Annotated in this window: 24 protein-coding genes; 15 read left to right on the plus strand and 9 right to left on the minus strand. The window is 63.5% G+C overall.

Going from position 1 to position 26,267, the window contains the following annotated elements; translation table 11 throughout:
* The first annotated feature begins 68 nt into the window (after window positions 1–68).
* The gene (gene metG / locus V3C85_RS06295; RefSeq protein WP_331794241.1) at window positions 69–1,787 is read left to right on the plus strand and encodes a methionine--tRNA ligase; all 1,719 of its coding nucleotides are present in this window, start codon (window positions 69–71) and stop codon (window positions 1,785–1,787) included.
* Complete coding sequence (locus V3C85_RS06300) at window positions 1,784–2,494, plus strand: acylneuraminate cytidylyltransferase family protein (RefSeq protein ID WP_331794242.1); 711 nt, start codon at window positions 1,784–1,786, stop codon at window positions 2,492–2,494. The genes metG and V3C85_RS06300 overlap by 4 nt, the downstream gene beginning before the upstream one ends.
* Here the strand turns inward: V3C85_RS06300 and V3C85_RS06305 are convergent.
* The 8 genes from V3C85_RS06305 to V3C85_RS06340 form a co-directional block, all read right to left on the minus strand.
* The gene (locus V3C85_RS06305) at window positions 2,481–3,806 is read right to left on the minus strand and encodes a 3-deoxy-D-manno-octulosonic acid transferase (protein WP_331794243.1); all 1,326 of its coding nucleotides are present in this window, start codon (window positions 3,804–3,806) and stop codon (window positions 2,481–2,483) included. The two genes, V3C85_RS06300 and V3C85_RS06305, sit on opposite strands and share 14 nt — an antisense overlap.
* Entirely contained in the window at window positions 3,803–5,035 is a 1,233-nt protein-coding gene (locus V3C85_RS06310) for a 3-deoxy-D-manno-octulosonic acid transferase (RefSeq protein WP_331794244.1), read from the minus strand. The genes V3C85_RS06305 and V3C85_RS06310 overlap by 4 nt, the downstream gene beginning before the upstream one ends.
* Window positions 5,036–5,066: 31 nt before the next feature.
* Window positions 5,067–6,188 carry a UDP-N-acetylglucosamine 2-epimerase gene (gene neuC, locus V3C85_RS06315; protein WP_331794245.1) on the minus strand — a complete coding sequence of 374 codons (1,122 nt, stop codon included), beginning with the start codon at window positions 6,186–6,188 and terminating at the stop codon, window positions 5,067–5,069.
* A 42-nt stretch (window positions 6,189–6,230) separates the two neighbouring features.
* Window positions 6,231–7,004, minus strand: a complete 774-nt coding sequence (locus V3C85_RS06320; protein WP_331794246.1) for a hypothetical protein — start codon at window positions 7,002–7,004, stop codon at window positions 6,231–6,233.
* Window positions 7,005–7,007: 3 nt separating this feature from the next.
* Window positions 7,008–8,486, minus strand: a complete 1,479-nt coding sequence (locus V3C85_RS06325) for a capsular polysaccharide export protein, LipB/KpsS family (protein WP_331794247.1) — start codon at window positions 8,484–8,486, stop codon at window positions 7,008–7,010.
* Window positions 8,487–8,490: 4 nt separating this feature from the next.
* A complete protein-coding gene (locus tag V3C85_RS06330) occupies window positions 8,491–9,288 on the minus strand; it encodes a glycosyltransferase family 25 protein (RefSeq protein ID WP_331794248.1) in 798 nt (265 codons plus the stop codon).
* A complete protein-coding gene (locus tag V3C85_RS06335; protein ID WP_331794249.1) occupies window positions 9,270–10,298 on the minus strand; it encodes an N-acetylneuraminate synthase family protein in 1,029 nt (342 codons plus the stop codon). The genes V3C85_RS06330 and V3C85_RS06335 overlap by 19 nt, the downstream gene beginning before the upstream one ends.
* 155 nt (window positions 10,299–10,453) lie before the next feature.
* The gene (locus tag V3C85_RS06340; protein ID WP_331794250.1) at window positions 10,454–10,915 is read right to left on the minus strand and encodes a nucleoside deaminase; all 462 of its coding nucleotides are present in this window, start codon (window positions 10,913–10,915) and stop codon (window positions 10,454–10,456) included.
* Between the two features lie 98 nt (window positions 10,916–11,013).
* Here V3C85_RS06340 and V3C85_RS06345 point away from each other — a divergent pair, with 98 nt between their 5' ends.
* The 10 genes from V3C85_RS06345 (at window position 11,014) to dtd (ending at window position 21,610) form a co-directional block, all read left to right on the plus strand.
* Window positions 11,014–12,222, plus strand: a complete 1,209-nt coding sequence (locus tag V3C85_RS06345; protein ID WP_331794251.1) for a pseudouridine synthase — start codon at window positions 11,014–11,016, stop codon at window positions 12,220–12,222.
* A 210-nt stretch (window positions 12,223–12,432) separates the two neighbouring features.
* Window positions 12,433–13,302: a 5-bromo-4-chloroindolyl phosphate hydrolysis family protein gene (locus V3C85_RS06350; protein WP_331794252.1), complete on the plus strand. Its 870-nt coding sequence runs from the start codon at window positions 12,433–12,435 to the stop codon at window positions 13,300–13,302.
* A gap of 22 nt (window positions 13,303–13,324) precedes the next feature.
* Complete coding sequence (locus V3C85_RS06355) at window positions 13,325–14,494, plus strand: toxic anion resistance protein (protein ID WP_331794253.1); 1,170 nt, start codon at window positions 13,325–13,327, stop codon at window positions 14,492–14,494.
* Between the two features lie 39 nt (window positions 14,495–14,533).
* Window positions 14,534–15,451, plus strand: coding sequence for a DUF2927 domain-containing protein (locus tag V3C85_RS06360; protein WP_445941987.1), 918 nt, complete (start codon window positions 14,534–14,536; stop codon window positions 15,449–15,451).
* A gap of 29 nt (window positions 15,452–15,480) precedes the next feature.
* Complete coding sequence (locus V3C85_RS06365) at window positions 15,481–16,581, plus strand: SPFH domain-containing protein (RefSeq protein ID WP_331794255.1); 1,101 nt, start codon at window positions 15,481–15,483, stop codon at window positions 16,579–16,581.
* Window positions 16,582–16,706: 125 nt separating this feature from the next.
* Window positions 16,707–17,807 (plus strand): primosomal protein N' (replication factor Y) - superfamily II helicase, encoded by a 1,101-nt coding sequence (locus V3C85_RS06370; protein WP_331794256.1) that lies wholly within the window; start codon window positions 16,707–16,709, stop codon window positions 17,805–17,807.
* Window positions 17,808–17,891: 84 nt separating this feature from the next.
* A complete protein-coding gene (locus tag V3C85_RS06375) occupies window positions 17,892–19,142 on the plus strand; it encodes a lytic murein transglycosylase (protein ID WP_331794257.1) in 1,251 nt (416 codons plus the stop codon).
* Window positions 19,143–19,208: 66 nt separating this feature from the next.
* The gene (locus V3C85_RS06380) at window positions 19,209–20,195 is read left to right on the plus strand and encodes a phosphoribosylaminoimidazolesuccinocarboxamide synthase (RefSeq protein ID WP_331794258.1); all 987 of its coding nucleotides are present in this window, start codon (window positions 19,209–19,211) and stop codon (window positions 20,193–20,195) included.
* Window positions 20,196–20,255: 60 nt separating this feature from the next.
* The gene (locus tag V3C85_RS06385; protein ID WP_331794259.1) at window positions 20,256–21,179 is read left to right on the plus strand and encodes a carbohydrate kinase family protein; all 924 of its coding nucleotides are present in this window, start codon (window positions 20,256–20,258) and stop codon (window positions 21,177–21,179) included.
* Window positions 21,176–21,610 (plus strand): D-aminoacyl-tRNA deacylase, encoded by a 435-nt coding sequence (gene dtd / locus V3C85_RS06390; RefSeq protein ID WP_331794260.1) that lies wholly within the window; start codon window positions 21,176–21,178, stop codon window positions 21,608–21,610. Before V3C85_RS06385 ends, dtd begins: the two co-directional genes overlap by 4 nt.
* A gap of 12 nt (window positions 21,611–21,622) precedes the next feature.
* Here dtd and V3C85_RS06395 read toward each other — a convergent pair whose 3' ends face one another.
* Entirely contained in the window at window positions 21,623–22,069 is a 447-nt protein-coding gene (locus tag V3C85_RS06395; RefSeq protein WP_331794261.1) for an NUDIX domain-containing protein, read from the minus strand.
* A 78-nt stretch (window positions 22,070–22,147) separates the two neighbouring features.
* On the opposite strand from V3C85_RS06395, the gene V3C85_RS06400 reads away from it, so the two are divergent.
* From V3C85_RS06400 to V3C85_RS06410, 3 genes are all read left to right on the plus strand, one after another.
* Window positions 22,148–22,915 (plus strand): esterase/lipase family protein, encoded by a 768-nt coding sequence (locus tag V3C85_RS06400; RefSeq protein WP_331794262.1) that lies wholly within the window; start codon window positions 22,148–22,150, stop codon window positions 22,913–22,915.
* A gap of 92 nt (window positions 22,916–23,007) precedes the next feature.
* The gene (aspS, locus tag V3C85_RS06405; protein ID WP_331794615.1) at window positions 23,008–24,786 is read left to right on the plus strand and encodes an aspartate--tRNA ligase; all 1,779 of its coding nucleotides are present in this window, start codon (window positions 23,008–23,010) and stop codon (window positions 24,784–24,786) included.
* Between the two features lie 117 nt (window positions 24,787–24,903).
* Window positions 24,904–26,265: a DUF1800 domain-containing protein gene (locus V3C85_RS06410; RefSeq protein ID WP_331794263.1), complete on the plus strand. Its 1,362-nt coding sequence runs from the start codon at window positions 24,904–24,906 to the stop codon at window positions 26,263–26,265.
* The last annotated feature ends 2 nt before the right edge of the window (window positions 26,266–26,267 follow it).

A 26,267-nucleotide genomic window follows, 5' to 3' on the forward strand; every position in this document is an offset into this window, starting at 1 on the left:
ACCCATGCCCCTTTGCACGGGCTGGAAAGACGCGCTAAAGGGGCAGAACACAGTCAGGAAGGCGCATCATGGCACGGATTCTCATCACCTCGGCCATTCCCTATATCAACGGGATCAAGCATCTGGGCAATCTTGTCGGCAGCCAGCTTCCGGCCGACCTGTTCGCCCGCTACATGCGCGCGCGTGGCCATGAGGTGATGTTCATCTGCGCCACCGATGAACATGGCACCCCGGCCGAACTGGCCGCGGCCAAGGCCGGCAAACCTGTGGCCGACTACTGTGCCGAAATGCACGACGTGCAGGCCGAAATCGCGCGCGGCTTTCGGCTGTCCTTCGATCATTTCGGCCGGTCCTCCAGCCAGCGCAATCATCACCTGACCCAGCATTTCGCAGGGCGGCTGGCCGATCAGGGCCTGATCCGGGAAGTCACGGAAAAGATGATCTTTTCCATCGACGACAACCGCTTTCTGCCCGATCGCTATATCGAAGGCACCTGCCCCAATTGCGGCTATGACAGCGCGCGCGGCGACCAGTGCGACAACTGCACCAAGCAGCTTGACCCGACCGATCTGATCAACCCGCATTCGACGATTTCGGGCAGCACCAATCTGGAACAGCGCGAGACAAAGCACCTGTATCTGATGCAGCGCGCCCTGCGCGACAAGCTGGAGGCCTGGATCGATTCAAAGACCGACTGGCCCGTGCTGACCACCTCGATCGCCAAGAAATGGCTGAACGACGGTGACGGGCTGCAAGACCGCGGCATCACCCGCGATCTGCATTGGGGCATTCCGGTGAAAAAGGGCGATCAGCCCTGGCCGGGGATGGAGGGCAAGGTTTTCTACGTCTGGTTCGATGCCCCCATCGAATATATCGCAGGCACCGCCGAATGGGCCGATGCCAACGGGCTGGATGATGCCGCGTGGGAACGCTGGTGGCGCACCGACAAGGGCGCGGATGACGTGACCTATTACCAGTTCATGGGCAAGGATAACGTGCCCTTCCACACCCTGTCCTTCCCCGCCACGATCCTCGGCTCGGGCGAGCCGTGGAAGCTGGTCGATTACCTCAAGTCCTTCAACTATCTGAATTATGACGGCGGCCAGTTCAGCACCTCTCGCGGGCGGGGGGTGTTCATGGATCAGGCGCTGTCGATCCTGCCCAGCGATTACTGGCGCTGGTGGCTGCTAAGCCATGCGCCGGAATCCTCGGATGCCGAATTCACCTGGGAAAACTTCCAGCAATCGGTGAACAAGGATCTGGCCGATGTCTTGGGCAATTTCGTCAGCCGTGTGACCAAATTCGCCAAGTCGAAACTGGGCGAAACCGTGCCCGCAGGCGGCGAATTCGGCCCGCAGGAAACCGCGCTGATTGCCGATCTGGGCGCGCGCATCCGCGACTATGAGGCGCTGATGCAGGCGATGGAGGTGCGCAAGGCCGCAGCCGAGTTGCGCGCGATCTGGGTGGCGGGCAATGAATATCTGCAAGCCGCTGCCCCTTGGGCCACGATCAAGACCGATCCGGCCCAGGCCGAGGCACAGATCCGTCTGGGCCTGAACCTGATCCGGCTTTACGCGATCTTGTCGCAGCCCTTTATCCCCGATGCCGCCGCCACGATGATGACGGCGATGGGCAGCGACGACTGGTCATGGCCCGAACATGCCAGCGACGCCCTGCGCGCCCTGCCGCCGGGCCATGGCTTTGCGGTGCCCGACAACCTGTTCCGCAAGATCACCGATGAAGAACGCACCGAATGGCAGGCGCGCTTTGCTGGGGTGCGGGCATGATCCTTGGGCATATCGGGGCACGCAAGGGGTCAAAGGGCGTGCCGGGCAAGAACTTTCGCCCCCTGTGCGGCAAGCCGCTGATCGACTGGTCGCTGGACCAATTGTTCGCCAATCCGCGCGTCGGGGCGGTGGTTGTCTCTACCGATGACGAGGCGATTTACGACCATGCCGTGAAACGCGGCGCGCTGGACATTGGTCTGCGCCCTGCCGAACTGGCCACCGATACCGCGCCGAAATGGGGGGTCTGGCAGCATGCGCTGGCGGCATCCGAGGCCAAGGCTGGGCCGGTTTCAGCCTTTCTCGATCTTGACTGCACCTCTCCTCTGCGCATTCCCGAAGATATCGACGGGGCGCTGGATCTTTTCATAAACGAACATCCAGACATGGTGATGAGTGTTTGTGAGGCCCGAAAGAATCCCTATTTCAACCTTGTCGAGCCTGATGCCGCCGGCGCGCTGCATGTATCAAAACCGCTGCCCGGCGGGGTTTGGGCGCGGCAGGATGCACCGGTGGTTTATGAACATGTGGGCGTGGTCTATGTGGTGGCCCCGGATTACCTGCGCAAGGCCAAGACCATTTATGAGGGCCGCGTCGTGCCCTATGTGCTGCCGTCAGACCGCTGCCACGACATCGACACGCCCTATGATTTCCGGCTGGTCGAATTCCTGCTGAATGAACAGCTGGCGGCGGGTGTCAGAAAGGTCTGACCGCCGCCAACAGCCGTGGAATGGCCGCAAGGGTGCGGTCAGTGGCCTGCACCTGGCTGGCCACAAAGGCCGCAATGGCCGCAGGGTCAGGCTGATGGTTGGCCACCAGCAGCCGGGTCAGATCATTCCCTCCAGTGGCCTTGATGGCCACCCCTGCCGCTTCGGCCTCGGCAAAGGGGAATTCGATGGTCTGCACATGCGGGCCGGTCATCACCGGCTTGCCCAGCACCAACGCCTCGGAAATGTTATGTGACCCTTTGGGGGTAAAGCCCCCACCCACCACGGCCTGATCGGCCATTGCAAGATAGCCATACATCTCGCCCAGACTGTCGCCCAGAAACACATCCGGCGTCGTTTCAACCCTGCCCCACTGCGCCGGATCAAACGCCGGGCCCAAAGCCGACCGGCGCAAAAGACGCAGGCCCGCGTCTTCCAGCGTGCGCGCCACCAGATCAAAGCGTTCAGGCCGACGCGGCACATAGACGACCAGCGGTGGCGGCAGATCATGGGCCGCATGATGCTGGCGCAGCGCCTTGATCGCCTGAATATAAAGCGCGTCCTCGCCCTCGATCGCGCTCGCAATGCAGATCACCCGCCTGTGTGTCGCACCGATCCACAGCCGCGCCGCCTGCCCCGCCACCACCTGCGCCTGCGGCACCGGCTGGTCAAACCGCAACTCGCCCGTCACGGCAATGTTGCGCACCCCCACCCCGGCAAAGCGCGTGGCCTGCAAATCGGATTTCACCAGCGCCCCGGCAAAGCCCTGCATCACCTGCTGACGCAACCGCAGCCCACGGGAATCGCGGGCCAGTGAATCCTGGGGGTATTGCGCATTGCACATGAACAACGGCACCCCCCGCGCCCGTGCGGCAAACACCATGCGCGGCCAGATCTCGATCTCCATCACCAGACCATAGGCCGGGCGAAAGGCGCGAAAGAACCCGGCAAAGGCCCAGCCGGTCTCCAATGGCACCCAGACCGCCTGCAATTGCCCCAAGGCAATCTCGGGGCCAAAGGCGCGCAAGGCCTCGGCCCGGCCTGCGGGGGTGAAATGCGTGGTCACAACCTGATGCCCTGCCGCCAGCAGCCCCCGGATCAGCGGCACGGCGGATCGCATCTCGCCCAGAGAAACCGCATGCACCCAGATGGCACCCGGCATGGGCCGGGCATAGCGGCCAAAGCGTTCCGGCAAAGCCGCCAGATAGGCCGGATCCTTGCGCCCGCGCCGCCACAGATACAGCAGCACCACTGGCAGACCCAGCGTCCAAAGCGCCGACCACGCCAGCAAGAACAGGCGCAACGCCAGGCTCATGGCGCGCCCTCGGCCAAGGCCAACAAGTGGCTTGCCAAGGGGGCAAGGCTGCCTTGGGCGTGGTCAGCCGCTGCCTTGGCACGGGCGCCCACCTGTGCCAGATCGGGCCGCACCACGGCCTTGGCCAACGCCCCCGGCGCCACGGCCACCGCCGCATCCTGACCGTCCAGCAGCGCGTAATCGGCCGCGAAATTCGCCGTATCGGGGCCATGCAGCACTGCGCAACCCAGAATTGCGGCCTCCCACGGGTTATGGCCGCCGATCTGATCAAAGCCGCCCCCCACCAGCGCCACCTTTGCCAGCCGATACCACAGCCCCAATTCGCCATAGCTGTCGGCCAGCCAGACCGGCACATCCGGCCCCGGCACCTGCCCCAGACTGCGGCGGGCAAAGGCGATACCGCGCGCGTCAAGGGCCTGGGCTATCGCGCCCGCCCGGCCCACATCGCGCGGCGCAAGGATCAGCAGATGGCCCGGCAGATCGGGCAGTGCCGCCAACACCTCGGCCTCATCGCCCGGATGGGTCGAGGCCGCGACCCAGACCCGGCGCGCGGCAAGGCTAAGGTGCAAGCGGGCCAGTTCATCCGCATCACAGCCCAAGGGCGGGGCAGCGGCCTTCAGCGCCCCCGTCACCTGCACATCGCGCGCCCCAAGCGCCGTCAGGCGGGTGGCGCTGGCCTGATCTTGTGCGGCGATCAGCGCAAACCGCGCCAAAAGATCGGCAAACAGACCCTGTGCCTTTTGCCGACGCGCGGCACTTGCCGCGGTGATCCGGGCATTGACCAAAGCCAGCGGAATGCCCCGCGCCTGCGTGGCCACAACAGCCCCCGGCCACAGCTCTTGCTCGGCCCAGACCGACAGGCAGGGCTGCCAATGATCCAGAAAGCGGGCCAGATAGCCCGGCGCATCCAGCGGCAAAAACTGATGCTGCGTGCGCGGCGGCAGGTTGGCCGTCATCACCTGGGCCGAAGAGCGCGCGGTCGAAGTGACCAGAAACGACAGATCGGGCGCCTGCCGGGCCATTTCGACGATCAGGCCGCGCAGGGCCAGCACCTCACCCAACCCCACGGCATGCATCCAGACCACAGGCCCCGGCGGGCGCACGGCCCCTGCAAAGCCCAACTTTTCGCGCCAGCGTGCCGGGTCTTCCTTGCCGCGCGCAAGCCTGCGCCGCAACACCAGCGGGGCAGCCAGCGGAATCAGGCGGCTGGCCAGCAAATAGGCGCGCAACGCGCCCCCCAAAGGCCCCTGATGCCGCCGCCTAGCCAATGTCTTGAAAGGCCTTTTGCAGCCCACGCGCCCAGAAATCCGCCTTGGCCAGTGTTTGGGCAAAGCGGTCGGCCGCCCGGCCCTCGCCAAAGCCCGTATGCGGCGGGTGGCGGTGCCCCCATTCGCGCGACAGGAAATCAGCAATCGCCCCGCCGTCACTGGCCGCGCAGGAATGAACCGAGGCCGCTTGCGCGCGGTTGGTTTGCCGCGTGCCGATATCCAGCGACGGGATGCCCAGAAACGGCGCCTCACGCACCCCGGCACTGGAATTGCCCACCATGCAGGCGGCGTTTTTCATCAGTTCGGAGAAATGCGAAAAGCGCATTGAGGGGATCAGGCGAAACCGGTCTTTCGGCAAGCGATCCAAGGCGGCAAAGATCGCCTCGGACCCCGGATCGTTGTTCGGCGCGATCACCACAAAATTGCGCCCCGAGCGGTCAAGCGCACCAAACAGCGCATCGGCCTGCGCGCCCATCGTGGCCTGTTCACTGGTCACGGGATGAAACACGGCGATGCCATAATCGGAAAAGCCGATGTCATAGCGCGCGCGCACATCATCCAGCGTAACCCCAGAGGCGGCCGCATGAAAATCAAGCTCGGGCGAGCCAATGACATGGATCGAACTTTCCGGCTCGCCCAGCGCCATCACACGCCGCGCGGCCTGATCAGAGGAAACAAAATGATGCGTGGCCAGCTTGGTGTTGCAGTGGCGAAACACCTCATCAATGGTGCCCGAAACCTCGCCGCCTTCGATATGGGCCGAGGGGATGTAATTTGTCGCCGCCACCAGCGCACCCGCCAAAGCCTCGATCCGGTCCCCATGGATCACGATCAGATCGGGGCGGTTTTCCATCACATAATCGGAAAAGCCCATCACCGTCTTGGCCAGCACCACATCCTGACCATCGCCCGCGCGCTGGTTCAAAAACTCATGCACACCCACGCCGGGCATGCGATGCACCTCTAGCTTGGTCAGCCCATAGCGCTGCATCACATGCATACCGGTGACAAAAAACGTCACACGATGCCCCGCATCACGCGCCGCAGCGGCCAAAGGCTCCAGCTTGCCGAAATCGGCACGGGTTCCGGTGAGGAAGAGAAGTGAACGGGTCATGATCCGCTCCTGATCATAAGATGGGCATTTAGACCTTCGGGATCATGGCAAGGTGCCGCCATTGTCAAGCCAATAGCGGGCCATCCATGAAACCCTGCCATGGCCCAAATGGGGAAATCGGTCCCAAAACAGTTTCTCGCGACTGATCAGGTCAATCGGGCGAGGTGTTCCGTGAAAGGCCAGCACCTTTGTGCCCTGCGGCGGAGCCTTGGGTTCAATTACCAGATCGATGCCGATCGGACGCCGCAGTTTTCGTTTGAAACTGATGACCCAATCATCGGGCCAATAGCTGATGTCTGGCAGGGTTGCGGCTGTATAATCCTGTTCGGTGCGAAATCTGTTCAGGATTTGCGGCTTGTTTGCGGTAAACTCTTCGGCCAATTGCGGCAAAGATCCTGCGTCAAAAGCGATAATCGCGGAGCAGAGTTTGGGCGCGCCCTTCGGATCACGCCCCCAAGCCGAGGTTTCGTTGATGCCAATGAAAGTGCCCGGCAGATCAAAAAACGCATCAAGATCGCTGACGATAACCATATCAAGGTCGATGAACAGGCAGCGTCCGGTCATGCCGTGCAGGCGGCGATCATAAATCCCCAATTTCGGCCAGATACCGCCGCGATACCATTCTTGTTGGGTAAGCCCGACATCCGGGATGGGCAATGCCTCGATCCCCTCGACCAGCCCCTTCGGATCATCGGTCAGACAAACAAACCGAAAACTGCCCCGCATGGCCTTGCGGCATGCGTTGTACAAGACATTCACATAATCGGCTGGGTAGCGTGTTCCATATTTCAGGCTGAGGATGATGCGTTCGGTCACGATTTACCCTTTCGCTCCAGAGCCGAAGGTGACGGGAACGCGATCCTCCAGCAAATCCAGAATGCCTTTCGCCGCGACCTGGGCATTGGCCTCTTCGTCCAACGCCTCTTTCATTCGGGAATACAGAAGTTCGATCACACCGTCATGGCAGCGGGCAATCAACTGACCAGCGGCATGCTCCAAACCTTCATGCTCAAAGGCCGTGTTGGCCACGGCTTGCAAGTCCACACCTTCATGAAACCGTGTGACGCCGGGAAAAGACTTCCACCACCCCCCCCCAAAGACCAGCGCTGGACGGCCCTTGATCAACGCCTCCCAGCCAGCGGTGCCCGCCACTGTCGCGGTCAACTGGGCGCGCGCCGTCAATTCATGGGTTGGTGCATGCGACGGCAAAATCTGCACATCCGGCAACCGCATCACCCGCTGCCAGAACAGCGGTCCGCGCGCAAAGGCGTTTTGTCGGGGGTTTTCCTTAACGTAGATTTTCCATCCCTCGGGCAAATGGCGCGCCACCGTTTCGATCACCAATGCCTGATCACGAAACACTCCGCCAAGGGCCGAAGTCGACATCTCAGGCTGATTGTGGAGCGGAAGATAGACAAACTTCGCCTCATAATCGACCTTTTGGCCTTCGCAACTTGCCAGCATTTCGTAATACGGCATTTCATTGCGGTGAAAAAACTTGGCAAAGGGGTCGCGCCATTCGGGCAAGGCACCGTAGATCCGCGCAATGCGACGCAAATCAGCCACCATGACATCGGGGCGCAGCAGTGATTTCGGGTCGCGCAGCACGATGTGCTTTAGGTAATTCTTGATTGCACCCGCAGTGATCCGCCCACGGGGGCCCTCTTTTTGCCAGCGATCATCCATATAAAACAGATCGGGCTGATCGCCCTTCTTGATTGGCAAAGGAGGCGCATGACCGACAGAGGGGTCGAAAACCCCCATATCCTCGATCCGCTGCATCGAAAAAAAGCGGTCAGAATAGGTGGTCTGGCACAGAACCAATGTTTTCAGGCCAAGGCTGCGGGCCACCTGATACAACATCGTATCATAGCCCAGATGTGGCATGTTCATGAACAGGGCATGTGTTGCCCCGGCTGCCGTGAGCTGATCGGCAAGGGCCTGTGTCACCACATGATAGTAATCAAGATAGTCCTGAAGGTTCACAAGGTTGTGCGCGCGGTAGTTGTAGTATTTTGATCCGCGATGCATCTGGTCGACCGCCGTCGCCATCAGGTTCTGGAAGTCGGGCGAGGCCAGCAAATGCATGTCAGCGCCTTTGGTCAGGTGGTCGCGCAGCAAATGCCCTTTCTTGCCGTTGCGCACTTCCATGCGTTGCAGGCAGGCGGCGTGGAAATCGGCATCGCGGTCGCCAAGATGCAACACCACTTCGACATTGCCGCCTGATTGCGCCACCAGCGCATCAAGGATACGACGACGCAAAGGGCCGCGACCGTCAACTGCCAAACGAATTGTCATCCACTCACCCTTTCTTTGACTGCAATCTTGGCATCAGCATCCCACGCCGCAACAGCCACCAAAAGCGCCGAAAATAATTTCCCGTCTTCAAGCGATAGTGCGGCAACCGGCGATACCACTTGAACTTTTTCACATCAGAAAAACCGGTGCCTGTGATTGTGCTGACCCCACCGTCATCAGGATGGCTAGACCACGGCTCGAGGCCCAATTGACGGAAATCATGCAGGAAAAAACGGTTCAATTCATGGTCCAGCGCACGGGTTTGCGGCCACAGCCTGGGCAATAGACGGGCAGCAACATCGCGATGAATCAGATAGGTTGCGTTGCCCGTGAACGGACCGACATAAGCGTTCAGGCGGTAGCGTCCCAACTGTGCCTGGGTCACAGGCATCTTGGCCCGGATGCAGTTGAAACGCACCAGATCCCAGGCGTCATCATGGGCCAAGGCTGTCTCAACCGCTGTCAGGAAGTCGTCATGGAACACGACATCATCTTCAAGGATGAGTGCGACCTTGCAAGGGCTGTCCAGAAAATCCTGCCAAACCGCCAGATGGCTGGCATAGACCCCCAGCTTGCCCGGAAGCAGCGGACTGCCCATGTTGCGGGCATAAGCTTCGGCATCCGCCCGAAGGCGAAGATCTGCTTCGTTCGCACGCCCGTCGATGGCCGGAAACAAGCGCCAAGACAGCCCCATGGCCGACAGCTGGCTTTCCATCCTTTGCCGCCGCTCTGTATCGCGCGGCAAGTTGATCAGCCAGATCCCAATGTCGGCCCGGCTCAGGGTCACGCCAAATCCCCCCATTTCAACTGCGTGTTGCGTGTCACGGCGCGGGTCAGGCGTTTGCCCACCACCTTGTCAAAGTCATAGGCCGCAATCTCGCCCGACCCCGGGCGGCGGGCCCAGATGTCGGCCTCGGTGATCAGATGGCCCTCGGGCAGATCAGCATCGGCCACGACAGACCCACGGGCAAAGCGATAGACGTCTTCTTCCGGCGCGCTGCGTTGCTTGGGGTTGTTCGCCGCGATCCAGATTTCGCGGCTGCGGTCGATCAGGAATTTCAGCTCGGCCGGGTCCATCGAGTTGATGATATCGGGGCCCTTGCGATAGCGGGTGTCGGTATAGTGCCGCTCAAGGATGCAGGCCCCCAAGGCCACACTGGCCAGCGCCATTTCAGGGCCGATGGAATGGTCGGAAAAGCCCACGACCGCACGCGGAAAGGCCTGTTTCAACTCGGTCACGCCCCGCAAAGACACGATCTCGGCAGGGCTGGGATACAGGTTGGTGCATTCCAGCAGCGCATAATCCACCCCGGCATGATCCAGAATTTCGACACTGGCGCGCAGCGTTTCAATCGTTTGCATCCCGGTGGACATGATCACCGGTTTTCCCTTGCGCGCGATATGGCGGATCAGCGGCAGGTTGTCGGCCTCGCCCGAGCCGATCTTGTAGGCCGGCACATCCAGCGTTTCCAGAAAATCAGCCGCCGCCCGGCTGAACGGGGTCGAGATCCAGATCATCCCCAGGTCTTCGGTGTAACGCTTGAGTTCCGCCTCATCCTCCAGCGACAGCGCGCAACGCTCCATCACATGCCAGATCGACACATCGGCATTGGGCGGGAAGATCGACTTCGCCTCATCCGTCATTTCGTCTTCCAGAATGTGGGTCTGATGCTTGATCAGCTCACAGCCCGCAAGGGCCGCCTGGCGCACCATTTCCTTGGCAACACCAAGGTCGCCCCCGTGGTTGATGCCGATCTCTGCGATCACCAATGGCGGATGCCCGGGCCCGATAGAGCGATTGCCGATTTTCATCATGACCCCCTTGATGGTCTAATCCAGCGATGTCGCCTGAAATACCCAGTGCCACGCCACAAGGAAAGCCGGAATTGCACCAAGGCCTTGCGCAGGCTGGGTTGGCCGGCTCTTTGCCCCCAGTCGGGATAAGGGTGATGGCCGAAACGCCCCGGTCAGCCGCCGCCATCGCGGCGGGCGCGAAAAAAGGCCAGCAGCAGTTGTTCGGCCTGCGCGGCGCCGATGCCGTCGTAAACCTCGGGCACATGGTGGCATTGCGGGTGCTGAAACACCCGCGCGCCCACGGCAACCCCCCCGCTTTTCGCATCCGCCGCACCGTAATACAGCCGCCCGATCCGTGCGTTCGAAATGGCGGCGGCGCACATCGGGCAGGGTTCCAGCGTGACATACAGATCATGGCCGACCAGCCGTTCGGTGCCAAGCGCCGCACAGGCCGCCCGGATCGCCACGATCTCGGCATGGGCGGTCGGGTCGTGCCATTCGCGCGTGCGGTTTCCGGCCTGCGCCACCACTTTGCCCGCGGGCGAAACGACCACCGCCCCCACCGGCACCTCGCCCCGATCCGCGGCGGCCCGCGCCTCTTGCAGCGCGATCTCCATGAACGACCGGAATGCCACCTTGCCCGCCACCTTGCTATGGACCCCGTTCCCAAATACTGTTCGGGGCCCGGGGCAATCTGCCCTTGGGTCTCTCTCTGCGCCAAAGGTCGCTTTCCATGCCCGAAAAGACAAGCCCCCGCAAAGGCGCAGCCGCCAAGCCCGCTGCCGTCAAACCTGATGCCGCGCAAACCCCCGAAGGCGACCGCATCGCCAAGGTGCTGTCGCGCGCCGGCATCGCCTCGCGGCGTGAGGCGGAACGGCTGATCGAGGCCGGAGAGGTCAAGGTGAATGGCAAGCTTGTCACTTCGCCCGCGCTGAATGTCACCGGCAGCGACAAGATCACCGTGTCGGGCCAGCCGGTTGGTGCGCCAGAACCAGCGCGACTGTGGCTGTATTACAAGCCCGAAGGCCTTGTCACCTCGGCCTCGGATGAAAAGGGCCGCGAGACGGTGTTTGATCACCTGCCCGAGGATATACCGCGCGTCATGTCGGTGGGCCGGCTTGACCTGAATTCCGAAGGCTTGCTGTTGCTGACCAATGACGGCGCGCTGAAACGCCAGCTTGAATTGCCTTCGACCGGCTGGCTGCGCAAGTATCGCGTCCGCGTCAAAGGCAATCCGACAGACCCCGAGCTTGACCCGCTGCGCAAGGGCATCACGGTCGAGGGAGAGCGGTTTCAGCCGATGGAGGTGGTGCTTGACCGCCATCAGGGGGCCAATGCCTGGCTGACGGTGGGCCTGCGAGAAGGCAAGAACCGCGAAATCCGTCGGGCAATGTCGGCCATCGGGGTGACGGTGAACCGGCTGATCCGCATCAGCTATGGCCCGTTCCGCCTGAATGATCTGAAACCCGGCGAGGTTGAGGAAATCCGCGCCCGCGTGCTGCGCGACCAGTTGGGCGCCCTGATCGAGGGCGGCGAGGCCGCCGAGGGCGCGCCAAAGGCAAAGCTGACGCGCGCGCCCCGCAAGCCGGGGCCTGCGAAAAGCACCGATGCCCCCGGTTTTGGCCAAAAGCGCATGGGCGCGGCCGACCGCCCGGATCACACCGCCGCCAAGCGCACAGGCCCCAAGCCTGCCAGCCGCTGGCGGTCAGATGACGCGGGGGCCGAGCCACGCGCGCGCCCTGCCCCAGCAGCCCGACGCGAGGCAGCCGAGACGGAAGCGCCGTCAAAACCGCGCGCGCCCCACAAACCCGGCCCCAGCCAAACCCGTAACAGCCCATCCCGCAACAGCCCAACCCGCAACGCCGGGCCCCAAAACGCAGGCCCAAAGGACGCCAAGCCCGGCCCACGCGGCCCGATGGGCGGCCCGAAACGCGGGCGCTAGGCCCGGATTTGGGGGGAAAGCCGTGTTCCGCTTCCCCCCAGCTTCTACTGGCAAGACCGCGCCCCATCACTTATAGTTGGGTGCAACAGGGGGCGCGCGTTGGGCCCCGACGCAAGAAAGGGCAAGAATGTCCGGTAAAGGGTTGCAGAACCTGTCATTTCTGATGCTGTTCTGCCTGACACTCTATGTGGCCTTTGGGGCGGGTCTGTAATGGCACAACGGTTTGGCGGCAAATACAGCCCCGATGCTGCGCAAACGCCCCCCCCGGCGGCGCATCGGTTTGACAATCTGCGCCCGGTCAAGGCGGGCGCCCGGTCTACCTTGCTGTTTTTTGTGGCACTTTTCTTTCTGCCCATGGCCTTTACCGGCTCTCCCCGCAGTCTGCTTCTGGGCCTTTGCGCCTCGGCGGTGATGCTGCTGGGCGCTTGGCTGACGCGCGAAGGCCTGCTGGCCCAAGCGGGCTATGAGGCGCGCGCCATCGCCCGCCGCCCGGCCATTCCGCGCAAGATCTTTGGCGCGGTGCTGACGGGCCTTGGCCTTGGGCTGGGGGCGCTGATGCATCATGACGGGCTGCTTTATCCGGTGTTGTTCGGAATTCTGGGCGCGGCGCTGCACTTGGGCAGCTTTGGCCTTGATCCGCTGCGCGACAAGGGGGCCGAGGGCATCGACAGCTTTCAGACCGACCGCGTGGCCCGCGCCGTGGATGAGGCGGAAAAGCATCTGTCGGCGATGCGCGACGCCATCCTGCGTGCCCGCGATCGCCAGCTTGAGGCCCGCGTCGATCGCTTTGCGGCCGCCGCACGCGGCCTGTTTCGCACGGTCGAGCAAGACCCGCGCGACCTGACAGCCGCGCGCAAATATCTGTCGGTCTATTTGATGGGCGCGCGCGACGCGACGGTGAAATTCGCCGATCTTTACGCCCAGACCCGCGATGCCAAGGCCCGCGCCGATTATGAAACCCTGCTGACCGATCTGGAAACCACCTTTGCCGACCGCTCGCGTCGCCTGCTGGATGACAATCGCAGCGATATGAATGTGGAAATCGACGTGCTGCGCGAACGCCTGCAGCGCGAAACCTGACCTTGCCAATTGTGAGAGTGCCATGACCCAGACCACCCGTGAACAGGCCGCCCAGACCCTTGCTCAGGTAGAGGCCGTAACGGCTGTCATTCTGCCCGAACCGGGCGGCGAGATCGTGCCGCTAGAGGCTGCGCCCACCGAAAAGGCCGCCGAAATCCGGCAGCGTATGGCCGAACTGGATATGGCCAACACCCAGTCGATCATTTCGTTCGGGTCAAAGGCGCAGGCGGAATTGCAGGTCATCAGCCAGGAAATGCTGGCCGATGTGAAGAACAAGGATGTCGGCCCCGCGGGTGACAGCCTGCGCCAGATCGTGACCACGATCCGGGGTTTTTCATCGTCAGAGCTTGATCTGCGGCGCGACCGCAGCTGGTGGGAAAAGCTGATTGGCCGGGCCGCCCCTTTTGCAAAATTCGTGGCGCAATACGAAGATGTGCAGGGCCAGATCGACAAGATCACCGAAAGCCTGTTGTCGCATGAACACAAGCTGCTGAAAGACATCAAGTCGCTGGATGTGCTTTACGCCAAGACGCTGGATTTCTACGACGAACTGGCCCTGTATATCGCCGCCGGAGAGGCCAAGCTGGCCGAAATCGACGCGCGCGACATTCCCGCCAAAGAGGCCGAGGTCAAGGCGGCCCCCGAAGCCGATCAGGTGATGAAGGCGCAGGAATTGCGCGATCTGCGCGCGGCCCGCGACGATCTGGAACGCCGGGTGCATGATCTGAAACTGACCCGTCAGGTCACCATGCAATCGCTGCCCTCGATCCGTCTGGTGCAGGAAAATGACAAATCCCTTGTCACCAAGATCAACTCGACCCTGGTGAACACCGTGCCGCTGTGGGAAACCCAGCTTGCCCAGGCCGTGACGATCCAACGCTCGCGTGAGGCGGCCGATGCGGTGCGCGATGCCAATGATCTGACCAATGATCTGCTGACCAAGAATGCCGACCATCTGCGCGAAACCAACCGGATCGTGCGCGAAGAGATGGAGCGCGGGGTGTTTGACATCAACAGCGTCAAACGCGCCAACGAACAGCTGATCGCCACCATCAACGACAGCCTGCAAATCGCCGACGAAGGCAAGGCGCGCCGGGCCGCGGCCGAAGCCGAATTGCAGCATATGGAGGCGGAACTGCGCGACACGCTGGCGTCGGCCAAGGCGCGCAATCCCGCCCCTGCGGCTGGCTGACCGGCTGTGCGGGGGGGCGTCTTTCCACGGCCTTTGGCCTTGATCCCGGCGCTGGCGCTGGCCCTGTCGGCCTGCGTCAGCCCACAGGCACCGCGCAGCTCGCCCCCCTCTGCCCCGCGCCCCGCCGTGCAAAGCCCGGCCCCGGCACCTTCGGCGGCCTCGGTGGCGGTGCGTCAGCATTTTGAACGCGTGCAGACCGAATTGCTGGCCATGGGCCTGCTGCGATCAGACGGTGGCGGGCGTGACACCCCGTTCAACGACCGCCAACTGGCCGAGAATTTCATCCGTATTGCGCTTTATGATGAATATGCGCGTGGCCCCAACGGCCCGGTGCAGCGCCAGACCGAAAGCCGCCTGCGCCGCTGGGAACAGCCCGTGCGCGTGGCGCTGCGCTTTGGGCCGGGGGTTTCGGCCACCTCTCGCGCTACAGATACGGCGCGCATCCGGTCTTACCTTGCCCGGCTGTCGCGCCTTACCGGCCACCCGATCACGCTGGCGGATCAATCGGCGAATTTCACCATCCACATTGTCAACGAAGACGAACGTCGCGCACTTGGCCCAGTCATCCAGCAATCGCTGCCCGGCCTGACCTCGGGCGAGGTGGCGGGCATCACCCAGATGCCGCTGTCCACCTATTGCCTGGTCTATGCGATGTCTGACGGCGATTCGGGCCGCTATACCCGCGCAGTGGCGGTGATCCGGGCCGAACATCCCGATCTGTTGCGGCTGTCGTGCATGCATGAAGAAATCGCCCAAGGCCTTGGCCTTGCCAATGACAGCCCCCGCGCCCGCCCCTCAATCTTTAACGACGATGAGGAATTCGCCCTGCTGACCGGGCAGGATGAATTGATGCTGCGCATGCTGTATTCCCCCGAACTGCGCCCCGGCATGACCGAGGCCGAGGCCCGCCCGATCATCCAAAGCCTTGCGAAACGCCTGATCGGCGGCGAAAGTTAACTGCCACCATTGGCATAAAGGAGAGGCCCATGGTCTTCGATTTTCTCAAAGGCGAATTCATTGATGTCATTTCCTGGCTGGATGATACGCGCGACACGATGGTCTGGCGGTTCGAACGGCGCGGGCAGGCGATCAAATACGGGGCCAAGCTGACGGTGCGCGAAGGTCAGGCGGCGGTCTTCGTGCACGAAGGGCAGTTGGCCGATGTCTTCGGCCCCGGCCTTTACATGCTTGAAACCAACAACATGCCGATCATGACCACCCTGCAACATTGGGATCATGGCTTTGACAGCCCGTTCAAATCGGAAATCTATTTCGTCAACACCACGCGGTTCAACGATCACAAATGGGGCACCAAGAACCCGATCATGTGCCGTGATCCCGAATTTGGCCCGGTGCGCATCCGCGCCTTTGGCAGCTATTCGATGCGGGTCAGCGATCCGGCCCTGTTTTTGCGCGAAATCGTGGGCACCGACGGCGAATTCACCGCAGATGAGGTTTCGGACCAGATCCGCAACATCATCGTGCAGGAATTCAGCCAGACCATCGCCAAATCGGGCATTCCGGTGCTGGATATGGCGGCAAACACCCGCGATCTGGGCCGCCTGATCACCGATGCGATCAACCCTGCCGTGGCCGCCTATGGGCTAAGCCTGCCAGAGTTTTACATCGAAAACATCAGCCTGCCTGAAGAGGTGGAAAAGGTGCTCGACAAGCGCACCTCGATGGGAATTGCGGGCGATCTGAACAAATACATGCAGTTCAACGCGGCCGAAGGTCTGGCCAATCCGGCCAGCGGCGCGGGCGCCATGATGGGCGCGGGCATGGCGGCGGGCATGGGCGCGGCCATGGCCCAGAATGTCGGGCCATGGGGTGCGGCCCCGCAGGCAGGCCCCACCCCGCCGCCCCCGCCACCGCCCCCCGCCGCCACGGTCTGGCATCTGGCCGAAAACGGCGCGACCAAAGGCCCGTTCGACGAGACGACGCTGGCGCAGATGGTGGCCTTGGGCCAGGTGTCGCGGGCCAGCATGGTCTGGACTGCCGGGCAAGACGGCTGGAAAATGGCCAGCGACACCGCGCTGAAGCGGCTGTTCGACCAAGTGCCGCCGCCGCCCCCGCCGGGTATCTGATCGCGCCGGGTGCCTGATCGCTTCGGGTATCTGATCGCTCTGGGTATCTGATCGCACTGGGTATCTGATCGCTCTGGGGGCCAGCAGCCCCCGCCCCCCCTGACCACGGCAACAAGAGAGCCCCCATGGCAGCCGAAGACCACCGCTGGCCCTGCGCGCAATGCGGCGCCGATCTGCGCTTTTCCCCCGGTGACACGGCGCTGAAATGTGACCATTGCGGCCATGTTCAGCCCCTGCCCGATGCCCCGCCCGCCCGGCAAAGCGCGTTGCGCGAACTGGATCTGGCCGATGCGCTGCAAGATGGCCTTGCCCCCAATGACATGGAGCAGGTGCGCATCACCCCCTGCCCCAATTGCGGCGCGCAGGTCGAATTCCAGGGCGCGACCCATGCCACCGAATGCCCCTTTTGCGCCACCCCCGTGGCCATCGGCACCGGGACCGAGCGCAAGATCAAACCGCAGGCCGTACTGCCCTTTGCCATTGACGAACGCCAGGGGCGCGAGGCGATGGTGAACTGGCTGGGCAATCTGTGGTTTGCCCCGGGGGGCTTGGTCGAATACGCCCGCAAGGGGCGGGCCTTGTCGGGCCTGTATGTGCCCTATTGGACCTTTGATGCCGCCACGCGCAGCCGCTATGCCGGGGCGCGGGGCGAGTATTATTACGAAACCCGCATGGTCACCGTGCAGGTCAATGGCCGCAACGAACGGCGGCAAGAACGGGTGCGCAAGACGCGCTGGCATGCGGCGGCAGGCTGGGTCAGCCGGCGGTTCGATGACCTGCTGGTGCTGGCCAGCCAATCGCTGCCCCGCCGCTATACCGATGCGCTGGCCCCGTGGGATCTGGGGGCTTTGCGCCCCTATTCGGCCGATTATCTGGCGGGCTTCACCGCCGAGGGCTATACCGTCAGCCTGTCCGACGGGCAGGTGATCGCGCGCCAGATCATGGCCGCCCAGATCAACCGCGATGTGCGGGCCGACATCGGCGGCGATGAACAAAGGGTTGATCGGATCGACACCGCCTATTCCGCCGAAACCTTCAAACACATCCTGCTGCCGATCTGGATGGCCGCCTATAAATACAACGGCAAGACCTATCGCTTTGTGGTCAACGGCCAGACCGGCAAGGTGCAGGGCGAGCGTCCCTATAGTGCATGGAAGATCGCCTTTGCCGTGCTGTTGGCCGCTGCGATTGGCGCGGCGGTGTTCTATATCAGTCAGAACAGCTAGGCCGTTTTCCCCACCCGACCTTTCGGATGGGGAAACAATCGTTTAGCATACCGAAACAATCGCCGCCGCAGCAGGAGCCTCAAGATGCCCATCACCCGACGTTCCTTTGGCCTTGGGCTGATCGCGCTTGCCTTGCCCGGCTGTGTCGGCGGGGGCGGTGGGGGCGGGCCTGTGCTGTCCTCGGGCCCCGGCCCCGGCATGTCGCCGGTGCCCGATGCAGGCTATGACGCCTGGGTGCAGGGCTTTCGCGCCCGCGCGGCGGCGCGCGGCATTTCGGGCAGCACGCTGGATGCCGCCTTTCGCGGCGCAGGCTTTCTTCCCGGCGTGATCGAGAGGGACCGCAACCAGACCGAATTCACCCGCACGCTGGAAGATTATCTGGCCATCGCGGCCAGCCCCGAGCGGGTCTCCAAGGGGCGCGCGGCCCTGGCCCGCCACAACGGCACCCTGCGCGCCATCGAGGCCCGCTATGGGGTTGAGGCCGAAGTGGTGACCGCCGTCTGGGGGCTTGAAAGCCAGTATGGCGAACGGCGCGGCGATATCAACGTGATCTCGGCCCTGTCCACCCTGGCCTATGAAGGGCGGCGCGGCGCGTTTTTCGAAAGCCAGTTGATCGCGGCCCTGCGCATTCTGGCCAATGGCGACACCGCCCCCCGCACGATGACGGGCAGTTGGGCGGGGGCGATGGGCCATACCCAGTTCATCCCCACCAGCTATCTGGAATTTGCGGTTGATTTCACCGGCGACGGCCGCCGCGACATCTGGTCAGACGACCCGACCGATGCGCTTGCCTCGACAGCGGCCTATCTGTCGCGCTCGGGCTGGCGCAAGGGCCAGCCCTGGGGCATCGAGGTGCGGCTTCCCTCGGGGTTCAACACCGGCCTTGCAGGGCGCGGCAAGGGCAAATCGGTGGATGCCTGGTCTGGCCTTGGCGTCACCACAGCCGATGGTGGCCGCCTGCCCAACCATGGCGCGGGCTCGATCCTGCTGCCGCAAGGGGCCAATGGCCCGGCCTTTCTGATCTTCAACAATTTCAATGCCATCGCCCGCTATAACAACGCGGTCAACTATGTCATCGGCGTTGGCCATCTGTCTGACCGGCTGCGTGGCGGCGGGCCGATCAAAGGCAGCTTTCCCCCCGATGCCCAGGGGCTGACACTGGCCGACCGGCAAGAGTTGCAGCGCCGCCTGACCGCCGCAGGCTTTGACACCGAAGGCGCCGATGGCGTGATCGGGGGCAAGACCCGCGCCGCTATCGAGGCGTTTCAGCGCGCCCGTGGCCTGCCCGTGACGGGCGAGCCCAGCCTGGCGCTTTTGCAGCTTCTGCGGCGCTGACGGGCCTTTTTCGTTGACTTGGCCCAGCCAAGGCGCGATAGCCCCCGCACCCGACCGGAGGCCAGAATGACCCGTCAGCTCGACCTGTCCCGCGTATTGCCCCACGCCCGCATCCCGGAACTGCCGAACCCCTATTTCGGCAAGGTCCGCGATTGCTATGACCTGCCCGCCACCGACCAGCACCCCGGCGGCACCCGTATTCTGGTGTCGTCCGACCGCATCAGCGCCTTTGACCGCATTCTGGCGGCCATCCCGTTCAAGGGCCAGGTGCTGACACAAACCGCGCGCTTCTGGTTCGACCAGACCGCCGATATCGTGCCAAACCATGTGGTCGCCTATCCTGATCCCAACGTGGTGATCGGCAAAAAGGTTGATATCCTTCCGGTCGAAATCGTCGTGCGCGGCTATCTGGCGGGCAGCACATCGACCTCGATCCTGACGCAATACAAGAACGGCGCGCGGCAGATGTATGGCCACAGCCTGCCCGATGGCCTGCGCGACAACCAGGCCCTGCCCAAGGCCATTCTGACCCCCACCTCCAAGGCCTTTGACGGCGGCCATGACGAACCGCTGACCCCGGCCGAAATTCTGGATCAGGGCCTTTTGACCGCCGCCCAATGGGACGAGGTTTCGGGCTATGCCTTGGCGCTGTTTGCGCGGGGGCAAAAAATGGCGGCCGAGCGGGGGTTGATTCTGGTCGATACCAAATATGAATTCGGTCTGGACGATCAGGGCCGGATCATCATCGCGGATGAAATCCACACCCCCGATTCCAGCCGCTATTGGCTGGCCGATGGCTATCAGGCCGCCTTTGAAACAGGCAGCCGCCCGCCCAGCTTTGACAAGGATGTGATCCGGTCCTGGGTCGTGGCGCGCTGCGACCCCTATCACGACCCCATCCCCGAAATCCCGGCCGAGATGATTGCCCAGACTGCAAATGTCTATATCGACGCCTATGAGGCGATCACCGGCCAGACATTCCGCCCCGATTTATCAGGGCCAACGCCGCTTGATCGCATCCGGGCAAACCTGTCGCCCTGGTTCGCGGCCTGACTGTTTGCGCTAACACCGCGCTTTCGGCTATAGTCCACGGCAAGGACGAGGGGGGTTACCATGATTCTCAGCTGCGGCGAAGCCTTGATCGACATGCTGCCACGCCTATCAACCCAAGGTGAGGCAGCCTTTGCCCCCTATGCGGGGGGGGCGGTGTTCAACACCGCGATTGCCCTTGGCAGGCTTGGCGCCCCTTCGGCGTTTTTCTCGGGTGTCTCGACCGACATGCTGGGTGATCTGCTGGCCGATACGCTGGCCGCGTCACATGTCGATACGCGATATATGGCGCGCTGCGACAGGCCGACAACCGTGGCCTTTGTCAAATTGGTGAACGGTCAGGCCACCTATGCGTTCTATGACGAAATGACCGCCGGGCGCATGCTGTCGGTGGATCAACTGCCCGATCTGCCGCCCGACGTGGATGCACTGTTCTTTGGCGGCATCAGCCTGGTGAACGACCCCGCCGCCAGCACCTATGAGGCGCTGCAAGCCCGCGAATGCGCCACGCGCGTCACCATGATCGACCCCAACATCCGCCCCGGTTTCATCGCCGGCAAAGAGGGCGAGTATCGGTCGCGGATCGAACGGATGATGGGGCGCGCCGATATCGTCAAACTGTCGGACGAAGATCTGCACTGGATGGAAGGCCCGGGCGATGTGGTCACGCTGGCGCGCAAGATCATTGCCGCCGGGCCGAAGCTGGTGTTCATCACCGAAGGGGCCAGCGGGGCCCGCGCCGTGACCGCCACGCAAGACTGCTTTGTGGCTGCCACCAAGGTCACGGTGGCCGATACCGTGGGGGCGGGCGATACCTTTAACGCGGGCGCCTTGGCCGCGCTGCATGACGCAGGCGTCTTGACCAAACACGCATTGTCGGCCCTGTCCGATCAGGTGTTGGATGCGGCCCTGTCGCTGGGCACCCGCGCCGCCGCCGTCACCGTCAGCCGCCCCGGCGCCAACCCGCCTTGGGCGCACGAATTGTGAGGGCCGTTCTGCAGCGCGTCAGCCGCGCGTCGGTAACGGTGAACGGGCAGATCACCGGCGAAATCGGGCCGGGCCTGCTGATTCTGGTCTGCGCCATGCAGGGCGATGACACCGCCAAGGCCGATCAACTGGCCGCCAAGATCGCCAAGATGCGCATCTTCAAGGATGACGCGGGCAAGATGAACCTTTCGGTCCGCGATATTGGCGGTGCGGCCCTGATCGTCAGCCAGTTCACCCTTGCCGCCGATCTGCGCGGCAACCGCCCCGGCTTTTCCACCGCCGCCGCCCCGGAGGACGGCAAAAGGCTGTATGAATACTTCACCACCCGCATGCAGGCCGAGGGCGTGCCCACAGCCAATGGCATCTTTGGCGCCGATATGGATGTGTCACTGAACAATGATGGCCCCGTGACCATCTGGATGGATGTCTGATCTGGCCCGCGCCTAGCGCACGATCACTTCCAGCGGATCATAGATGATCTCGTCGCCCCAGGCCGCGCGGATCAGCGAGGATGGCTTGAACCGGATCGTCGCCATTTCGGCGCGCGAAAAGAACCGCCGCCGCGTCACCACGCCTTCGGGGTCGCGCCAATCGGCCGTGACCTGACCAAAGGTGATCTCGGCCTTGAAAAACATCTCAACCTGATGAAATCCGGTTTTTGGGTCGTGAAATTCATTCACCAGACAGGGCAAGCCCACCTCGATGCCAAGGCCGGTTTCCTCTTGCACCTCGCGTTGCAAATTTTCGGTCAGGCTTGTCCCCGGCTCTACCCCGCCACCGGGCGCGCACCACAGATCAGACCGGGGGCCCGCATAGGCGTTGACCAGCAACAACCGGTCATCGGCCATGATCAACGCACGAACGGCAAGGCGGGGCATCGGGGATCTCATGCCTGTCAGACTGTGACGCAGCGGCGGATTTGTCCACCGCCTCTTTTCATCGGCGCGCGTCCACAGCACAGTGCAGCGATGATCCGCCCGCACCCCCACACCCTGCGCCAGCTTGCCCTTTTGCTGGCATCCGTCATGGCCCTGGGCCTGCCCGCCCCGGCCCGCGCCGATTGCGTGGTGCTGCTGCATGGGCTGGCCCGCAGCGACACCTCGCTTGCGATCATGGCCAAAACGCTGGCCGACCGGGGCTTTCGCACCGTCAATCAGGATTACCCCTCAACCGAGGAACCGATCGCCGATCTGGCGGGCTTTGTCGGCCGGGGCGAGCAGGCCTGTGCGGTGCAACCGGGCGAATCCTTGCATTTTGTCACCCATTCCATGGGCGGCATTCTGGTGCGCCTCTATCTCTCGCAGCACCGCCCGGCGCAGCTTGGCCGCGTGGTCATGCTAGCCCCGCCCAATCAGGGGTCGGAACTGGTGGATGCGCTGAAAGAGCTGGAGCCCTTTGCCTGGATCAACGGCCCCGCCGGGGCGGAACTGGGCACTGATCCCGCGTCAGTGCCGCATCAATTGCCGCCCGCAGACTATCCCTTGGGCATCATCGCAGGCGACCGGTCGCTGAACCCGGTCTATTCCGCCCTGATCCCCGGCCCCGATGATGGCAAGGTTTCCGTCGCCTCGACCAAGATGCCGGGCATGACCGCGCATCTGACCCTGCCGGTCACCCATACCTTTCTGATGCTGAACCCGATCGTGCTGGATCAGACCGCGCTGTTCCTGCGCACCGGCCGGTTTGACCCCGAGATGACCTATTATCAGGCCGTCCAAGACCTGTTCGCCCCCTGATCGGGCAGAACGGCTTGACTTCGCCCGCGCCAAGGGGTGTATCGGGCCGGATGAATTCTGCCCCGGAACGGGCCCCGACAAAGGGAAAGACGATGCACGCCTATCGCAGCCATACCTGCGCCGCCCTGAACAAGGCCCATGTGGGCGAAACCATCCGCCTTTCGGGCTGGGTGCATCGCGTCCGCGACCATGGTGGGGTGTTGTTCATCGACCTGCGCGATCATTACGGCATCACCCAAGTGCTGGCCGACAGCGACAGCCCGGCCTTTGCCGCGCTGGAAAAGGTGCGCGCCGAATGGGTCATCCGCATTGATGGCCGGGTCAAGGCCCGCGACGCCGCCCTTGTGAACCCGAAAATCCCGACCGGCGAGATCGAAGTTTACGCCACCGGCATGGATGTGCTGGGCGCCTCCGAAGAACTGCCGATGCCCGTGTTCGGCGAGGCGGACTATCCCGAAGAAACCCGCCTGACCTATCGCTTCCTCGATCTGCGCCGCGACACCATGCACCAGAACATGATGCTGCGGTCCAACGTGGTGCGCTGGCTGCGCGAGGCGATGTGGGGTCAGGGCTTTACCGAATTCCAGACGCCGATCATCACCGCCTCCAGCCCCGAAGGCGCGCGCGACTTTCTGGTGCCCTCGCGCCTGCATCCGGGCAAATTCTATGCCCTGCCGCAGGCCCCCCAGCAGTTCAAGCAGCTGATTCAGGTGGCGGGCTTTGACCGCTATTTCCAGATTGCGCCGTGCTTTCGCGACGAAGACCCGCGCGCCGACCGCAGCCCCACCGATTTCTACCAGCTTGATGTCGAGATGAGCTTTGTGACACAGGACGACGTCTTCGCCGCCGTCCAGCCCGTGTTGCAGGGCCTGTTTGAACATTTCGGCAAAGGCCGCAAGGTTTATGCCGACTGGCCGCGCATCGCCTATCGCGACGCCCTGAAATGGTATGGCAGCGACAAGCCCGATCTGCGCAACCCGATCAAGATGCAGGACGTGTCCGACCACTTCCGCGGCTCGGGCTTTGCCATCTTTGCCAAACTGCTGGAAACCGAAGGCACCGAGATTCGCGCCATCCCCGCCCCAACCGGCGGCAGCCGCAAGTTCTGCGACCGGATGAATGCCTTTGCCCAACAGCAGGGCCTGCCGGGCATGGGCTATATCTTCTGGCGCAAGGCCGAAGACGGCAGCATGGAGGCCGCAGGCCCCCTGGCCAAGAACATCGGCCCCGAACGCACCGAAGCAATCCGCACCCAGCTTGGCCTGAACGAAGGCGACGCCGCCTTCTTCCTGGGCGGCCGCGCCGAGCAGTTCGAGGCCGTCGCCGGACGCGCCCGCAATGTGATTGGCGAGGAACTGGGGCTGACCGAAAAGGATTGTTTCCGCTTCGCCTGGATCGTCGATTTCCCGATGTATGAGAAAACCGACGACGGCAAGATCGACTTCAGCCACAACCCCTTCTCGATGCCGCAAGGCGGGATGGAGGCGCTGCAAGGCGACCCGCTGCAGGTTTACGCCTATCAATACGACCTTGCCTGCAACGGCTATGAGGTGATCTCGGGCGGCATCCGCAACCACAAGCCCGAAATCATGTATCGCGCCTTTGAACTGGCCGGATACCCCAACAGCGAGGTGGACAAGCGCTTTGGTGGCATGGTCAAGGCATTCAAATACGGCGCGCCCCCCCACGGCGGCTGCGCAGCGGGCATCGACCGTCTGGTCATGCTTTTGGCCGATACCTCGAACATCCGCGAAGTCATCATGTTCCCGATGAACCAGCGCGCCGAAGATCTGCTGATGAACGCCCCGTCGGAACCGACGAACGAACAGCTGCGCGAATTGCGCCTGCGCGTCCTGCCCAAAGAGGCGTGATCCAGCCCCTTCCGCCCCCGTCTTGCATGGGGGCGGAAGATTGCCGATGCCCGCGCATTGTGATCTGACAAACCAACGGCTTGCCGCCATACTTTGGGCAACGCGGGGGGTGCGACCATGCCAGATCCTGTCATCGCTGCCTTCCGCTTTGGCTTTGGCCTGCCGCTGCCCGATGCAGCCCCGACCAGCCCGCAGACCATGCTGGCCGCCCTGTCCGGCCCCGACAGCCAGCTTCTGGCCCATCCCGGCCCCACAACGGCGCAGATCTTCCCGCTGATGGCCGCCGCCACGGCGGCGCAAAAGGCCCGCCGTCAGGCCCCGCCCGATCAGCAACCGGCCGCCACGGCCGCCTATCGCGCCGCGCTGGCCCCGATCAACGCACTGGCGCTGGGGGCGGCCAAGGGGGCCTTTGCCCGCGCCCTCGATGCGCCCGACGGGTTTCGCGAACGGCTTGCCCTGTTCTGGGCCGACCATTTCACCACCCGCGCCCGCGCCCGCGATCAGGCCGCCCTTCCCGCCGCCCTGATGGACGAGGCGATCCGCCCCCATCTGACCGGCCGCTTTGCCGATCTGCTCAGCGCCGCCATCCTGCACCCGGCCATGCTGGCCTATCTGGATCAGGGCGCCAGCATGGGCCCCAATTCCCGCGCAGGCCAGCGCCGGGGCCGGGGCCTGAACGAAAACCTTGCCCGCGAATTGCTGGAACTGCACACGCTGGGCGTCGGCGCAGGCTATGACCAGACCGATGTGCGCGAATTGGCCAAGGCGCTGACCGGCCTGATCATCGGCCCCGCGGGGCAAGATTTCTCTGCCGCCCGCGCAGAACCGGGGGCCGAGGTGGTGCTGGGCACCCGCTATGACGGCCCCGCGCTGGCCCCCATCCGCGCCGTGCTGCACGATCTGGCCGTGCATCCCCAAACCGCCCGCCACATCGCCCAAAAGCTGGCCGTGCATTTCGTCAGCGACAGCCCCGATGCCGATCTGGTCGCGGCACTGGAGCAGGCCTTTCTGACCACCCAAGGCGATCTGATGGCCGTCTATGGCGCCCTGCTGCACCACCCCGCCGCCTGGCGACCACAGGCGGCAAAAGTGCGCCAGCCCTTTGAATTCATGGTCGCCGCCCTGCGCGCCCTTGGGGTCAGCGGCCTGGATGTGATGCAGATGACCGACCGCCACTTTCGCCGCCGGCTGCACAACCCGCTGCGCGCCATGGGCCAGCCCTGGCAACAGGCCCCCGGCCCCGATGGCTGGCCCGAAGCGCCAGACCGCTGGATCACCCCGCCGCATCTGGCCGCGCGCATTCTCTGGGCGATGCAGGCTGCCACGATCTGGAACCACACGCCCGATCCGCAGGCGCTGCTGACCCGCGCCCTTGGCCCCCGCGCCAGCCCGGCGCTGGTCTGGGCCGTGCCCCGCGCCGAAACCACCGCTCAGGCGCGGGGTCTTGTGTTGGCCTCGGCCGAATTCAACCGAAGGTAGCC

Source organism: Pseudotabrizicola sp. L79, from assembly GCF_036553525.1.
GTDB lineage: Bacteria > Pseudomonadota > Alphaproteobacteria > Rhodobacterales > Rhodobacteraceae > Pseudotabrizicola.

What these genes read in the sequence shown, in the direction of transcription:
- V3C85_RS06330 (WP_331794248.1), bottom strand. Translation starts at nt 9,288, where the DNA reads ATGGGGGGATTTGGCGTGACCCTGAGCCGGGCCGACATTGGGATCTGG.
- V3C85_RS06375 (WP_331794257.1), top strand. Translation starts at nt 17,892, where the DNA reads ATGCCCATCACCCGACGTTCCTTTGGCCTTGGGCTGATCGCGCTTGCC.
- V3C85_RS06305 (WP_331794243.1), bottom strand. Translation starts at nt 3,806, where the DNA reads ATGAGCCTGGCGTTGCGCCTGTTCTTGCTGGCGTGGTCGGCGCTTTGG.
- V3C85_RS06385 (WP_331794259.1), top strand. Translation starts at nt 20,256, where the DNA reads ATGATTCTCAGCTGCGGCGAAGCCTTGATCGACATGCTGCCACGCCTA.
- neuC (WP_331794245.1), bottom strand. Translation starts at nt 6,188, where the DNA reads ATGACCCGTTCACTTCTCTTCCTCACCGGAACCCGTGCCGATTTCGGC.
- V3C85_RS06365 (WP_331794255.1), top strand. Translation starts at nt 15,481, where the DNA reads ATGGTCTTCGATTTTCTCAAAGGCGAATTCATTGATGTCATTTCCTGG.
- V3C85_RS06370 (WP_331794256.1), top strand. Translation starts at nt 16,707, where the DNA reads ATGGCAGCCGAAGACCACCGCTGGCCCTGCGCGCAATGCGGCGCCGAT.
- V3C85_RS06300 (WP_331794242.1), top strand. Translation starts at nt 1,784, where the DNA reads ATGATCCTTGGGCATATCGGGGCACGCAAGGGGTCAAAGGGCGTGCCG.
- V3C85_RS06400 (WP_331794262.1), top strand. Translation starts at nt 22,148, where the DNA reads ATGATCCGCCCGCACCCCCACACCCTGCGCCAGCTTGCCCTTTTGCTG.
- aspS (WP_331794615.1), top strand. Translation starts at nt 23,008, where the DNA reads ATGCACGCCTATCGCAGCCATACCTGCGCCGCCCTGAACAAGGCCCAT.
- V3C85_RS06345 (WP_331794251.1), top strand. Translation starts at nt 11,014, where the DNA reads ATGCCCGAAAAGACAAGCCCCCGCAAAGGCGCAGCCGCCAAGCCCGCT.
- V3C85_RS06350 (WP_331794252.1), top strand. Translation starts at nt 12,433, where the DNA reads ATGGCACAACGGTTTGGCGGCAAATACAGCCCCGATGCTGCGCAAACG.
- V3C85_RS06335 (WP_331794249.1), bottom strand. Translation starts at nt 10,298, where the DNA reads ATGAAAATCGGCAATCGCTCTATCGGGCCCGGGCATCCGCCATTGGTG.
- V3C85_RS06410 (WP_331794263.1), top strand. Translation starts at nt 24,904, where the DNA reads ATGCCAGATCCTGTCATCGCTGCCTTCCGCTTTGGCTTTGGCCTGCCG.
- V3C85_RS06395 (WP_331794261.1), bottom strand. Translation starts at nt 22,069, where the DNA reads ATGAGATCCCCGATGCCCCGCCTTGCCGTTCGTGCGTTGATCATGGCC.
- V3C85_RS06355 (WP_331794253.1), top strand. Translation starts at nt 13,325, where the DNA reads ATGACCCAGACCACCCGTGAACAGGCCGCCCAGACCCTTGCTCAGGTA.
- metG (WP_331794241.1), top strand. Translation starts at nt 69, where the DNA reads ATGGCACGGATTCTCATCACCTCGGCCATTCCCTATATCAACGGGATC.
- V3C85_RS06325 (WP_331794247.1), bottom strand. Translation starts at nt 8,486, where the DNA reads ATGACAATTCGTTTGGCAGTTGACGGTCGCGGCCCTTTGCGTCGTCGT.
- V3C85_RS06380 (WP_331794258.1), top strand. Translation starts at nt 19,209, where the DNA reads ATGACCCGTCAGCTCGACCTGTCCCGCGTATTGCCCCACGCCCGCATC.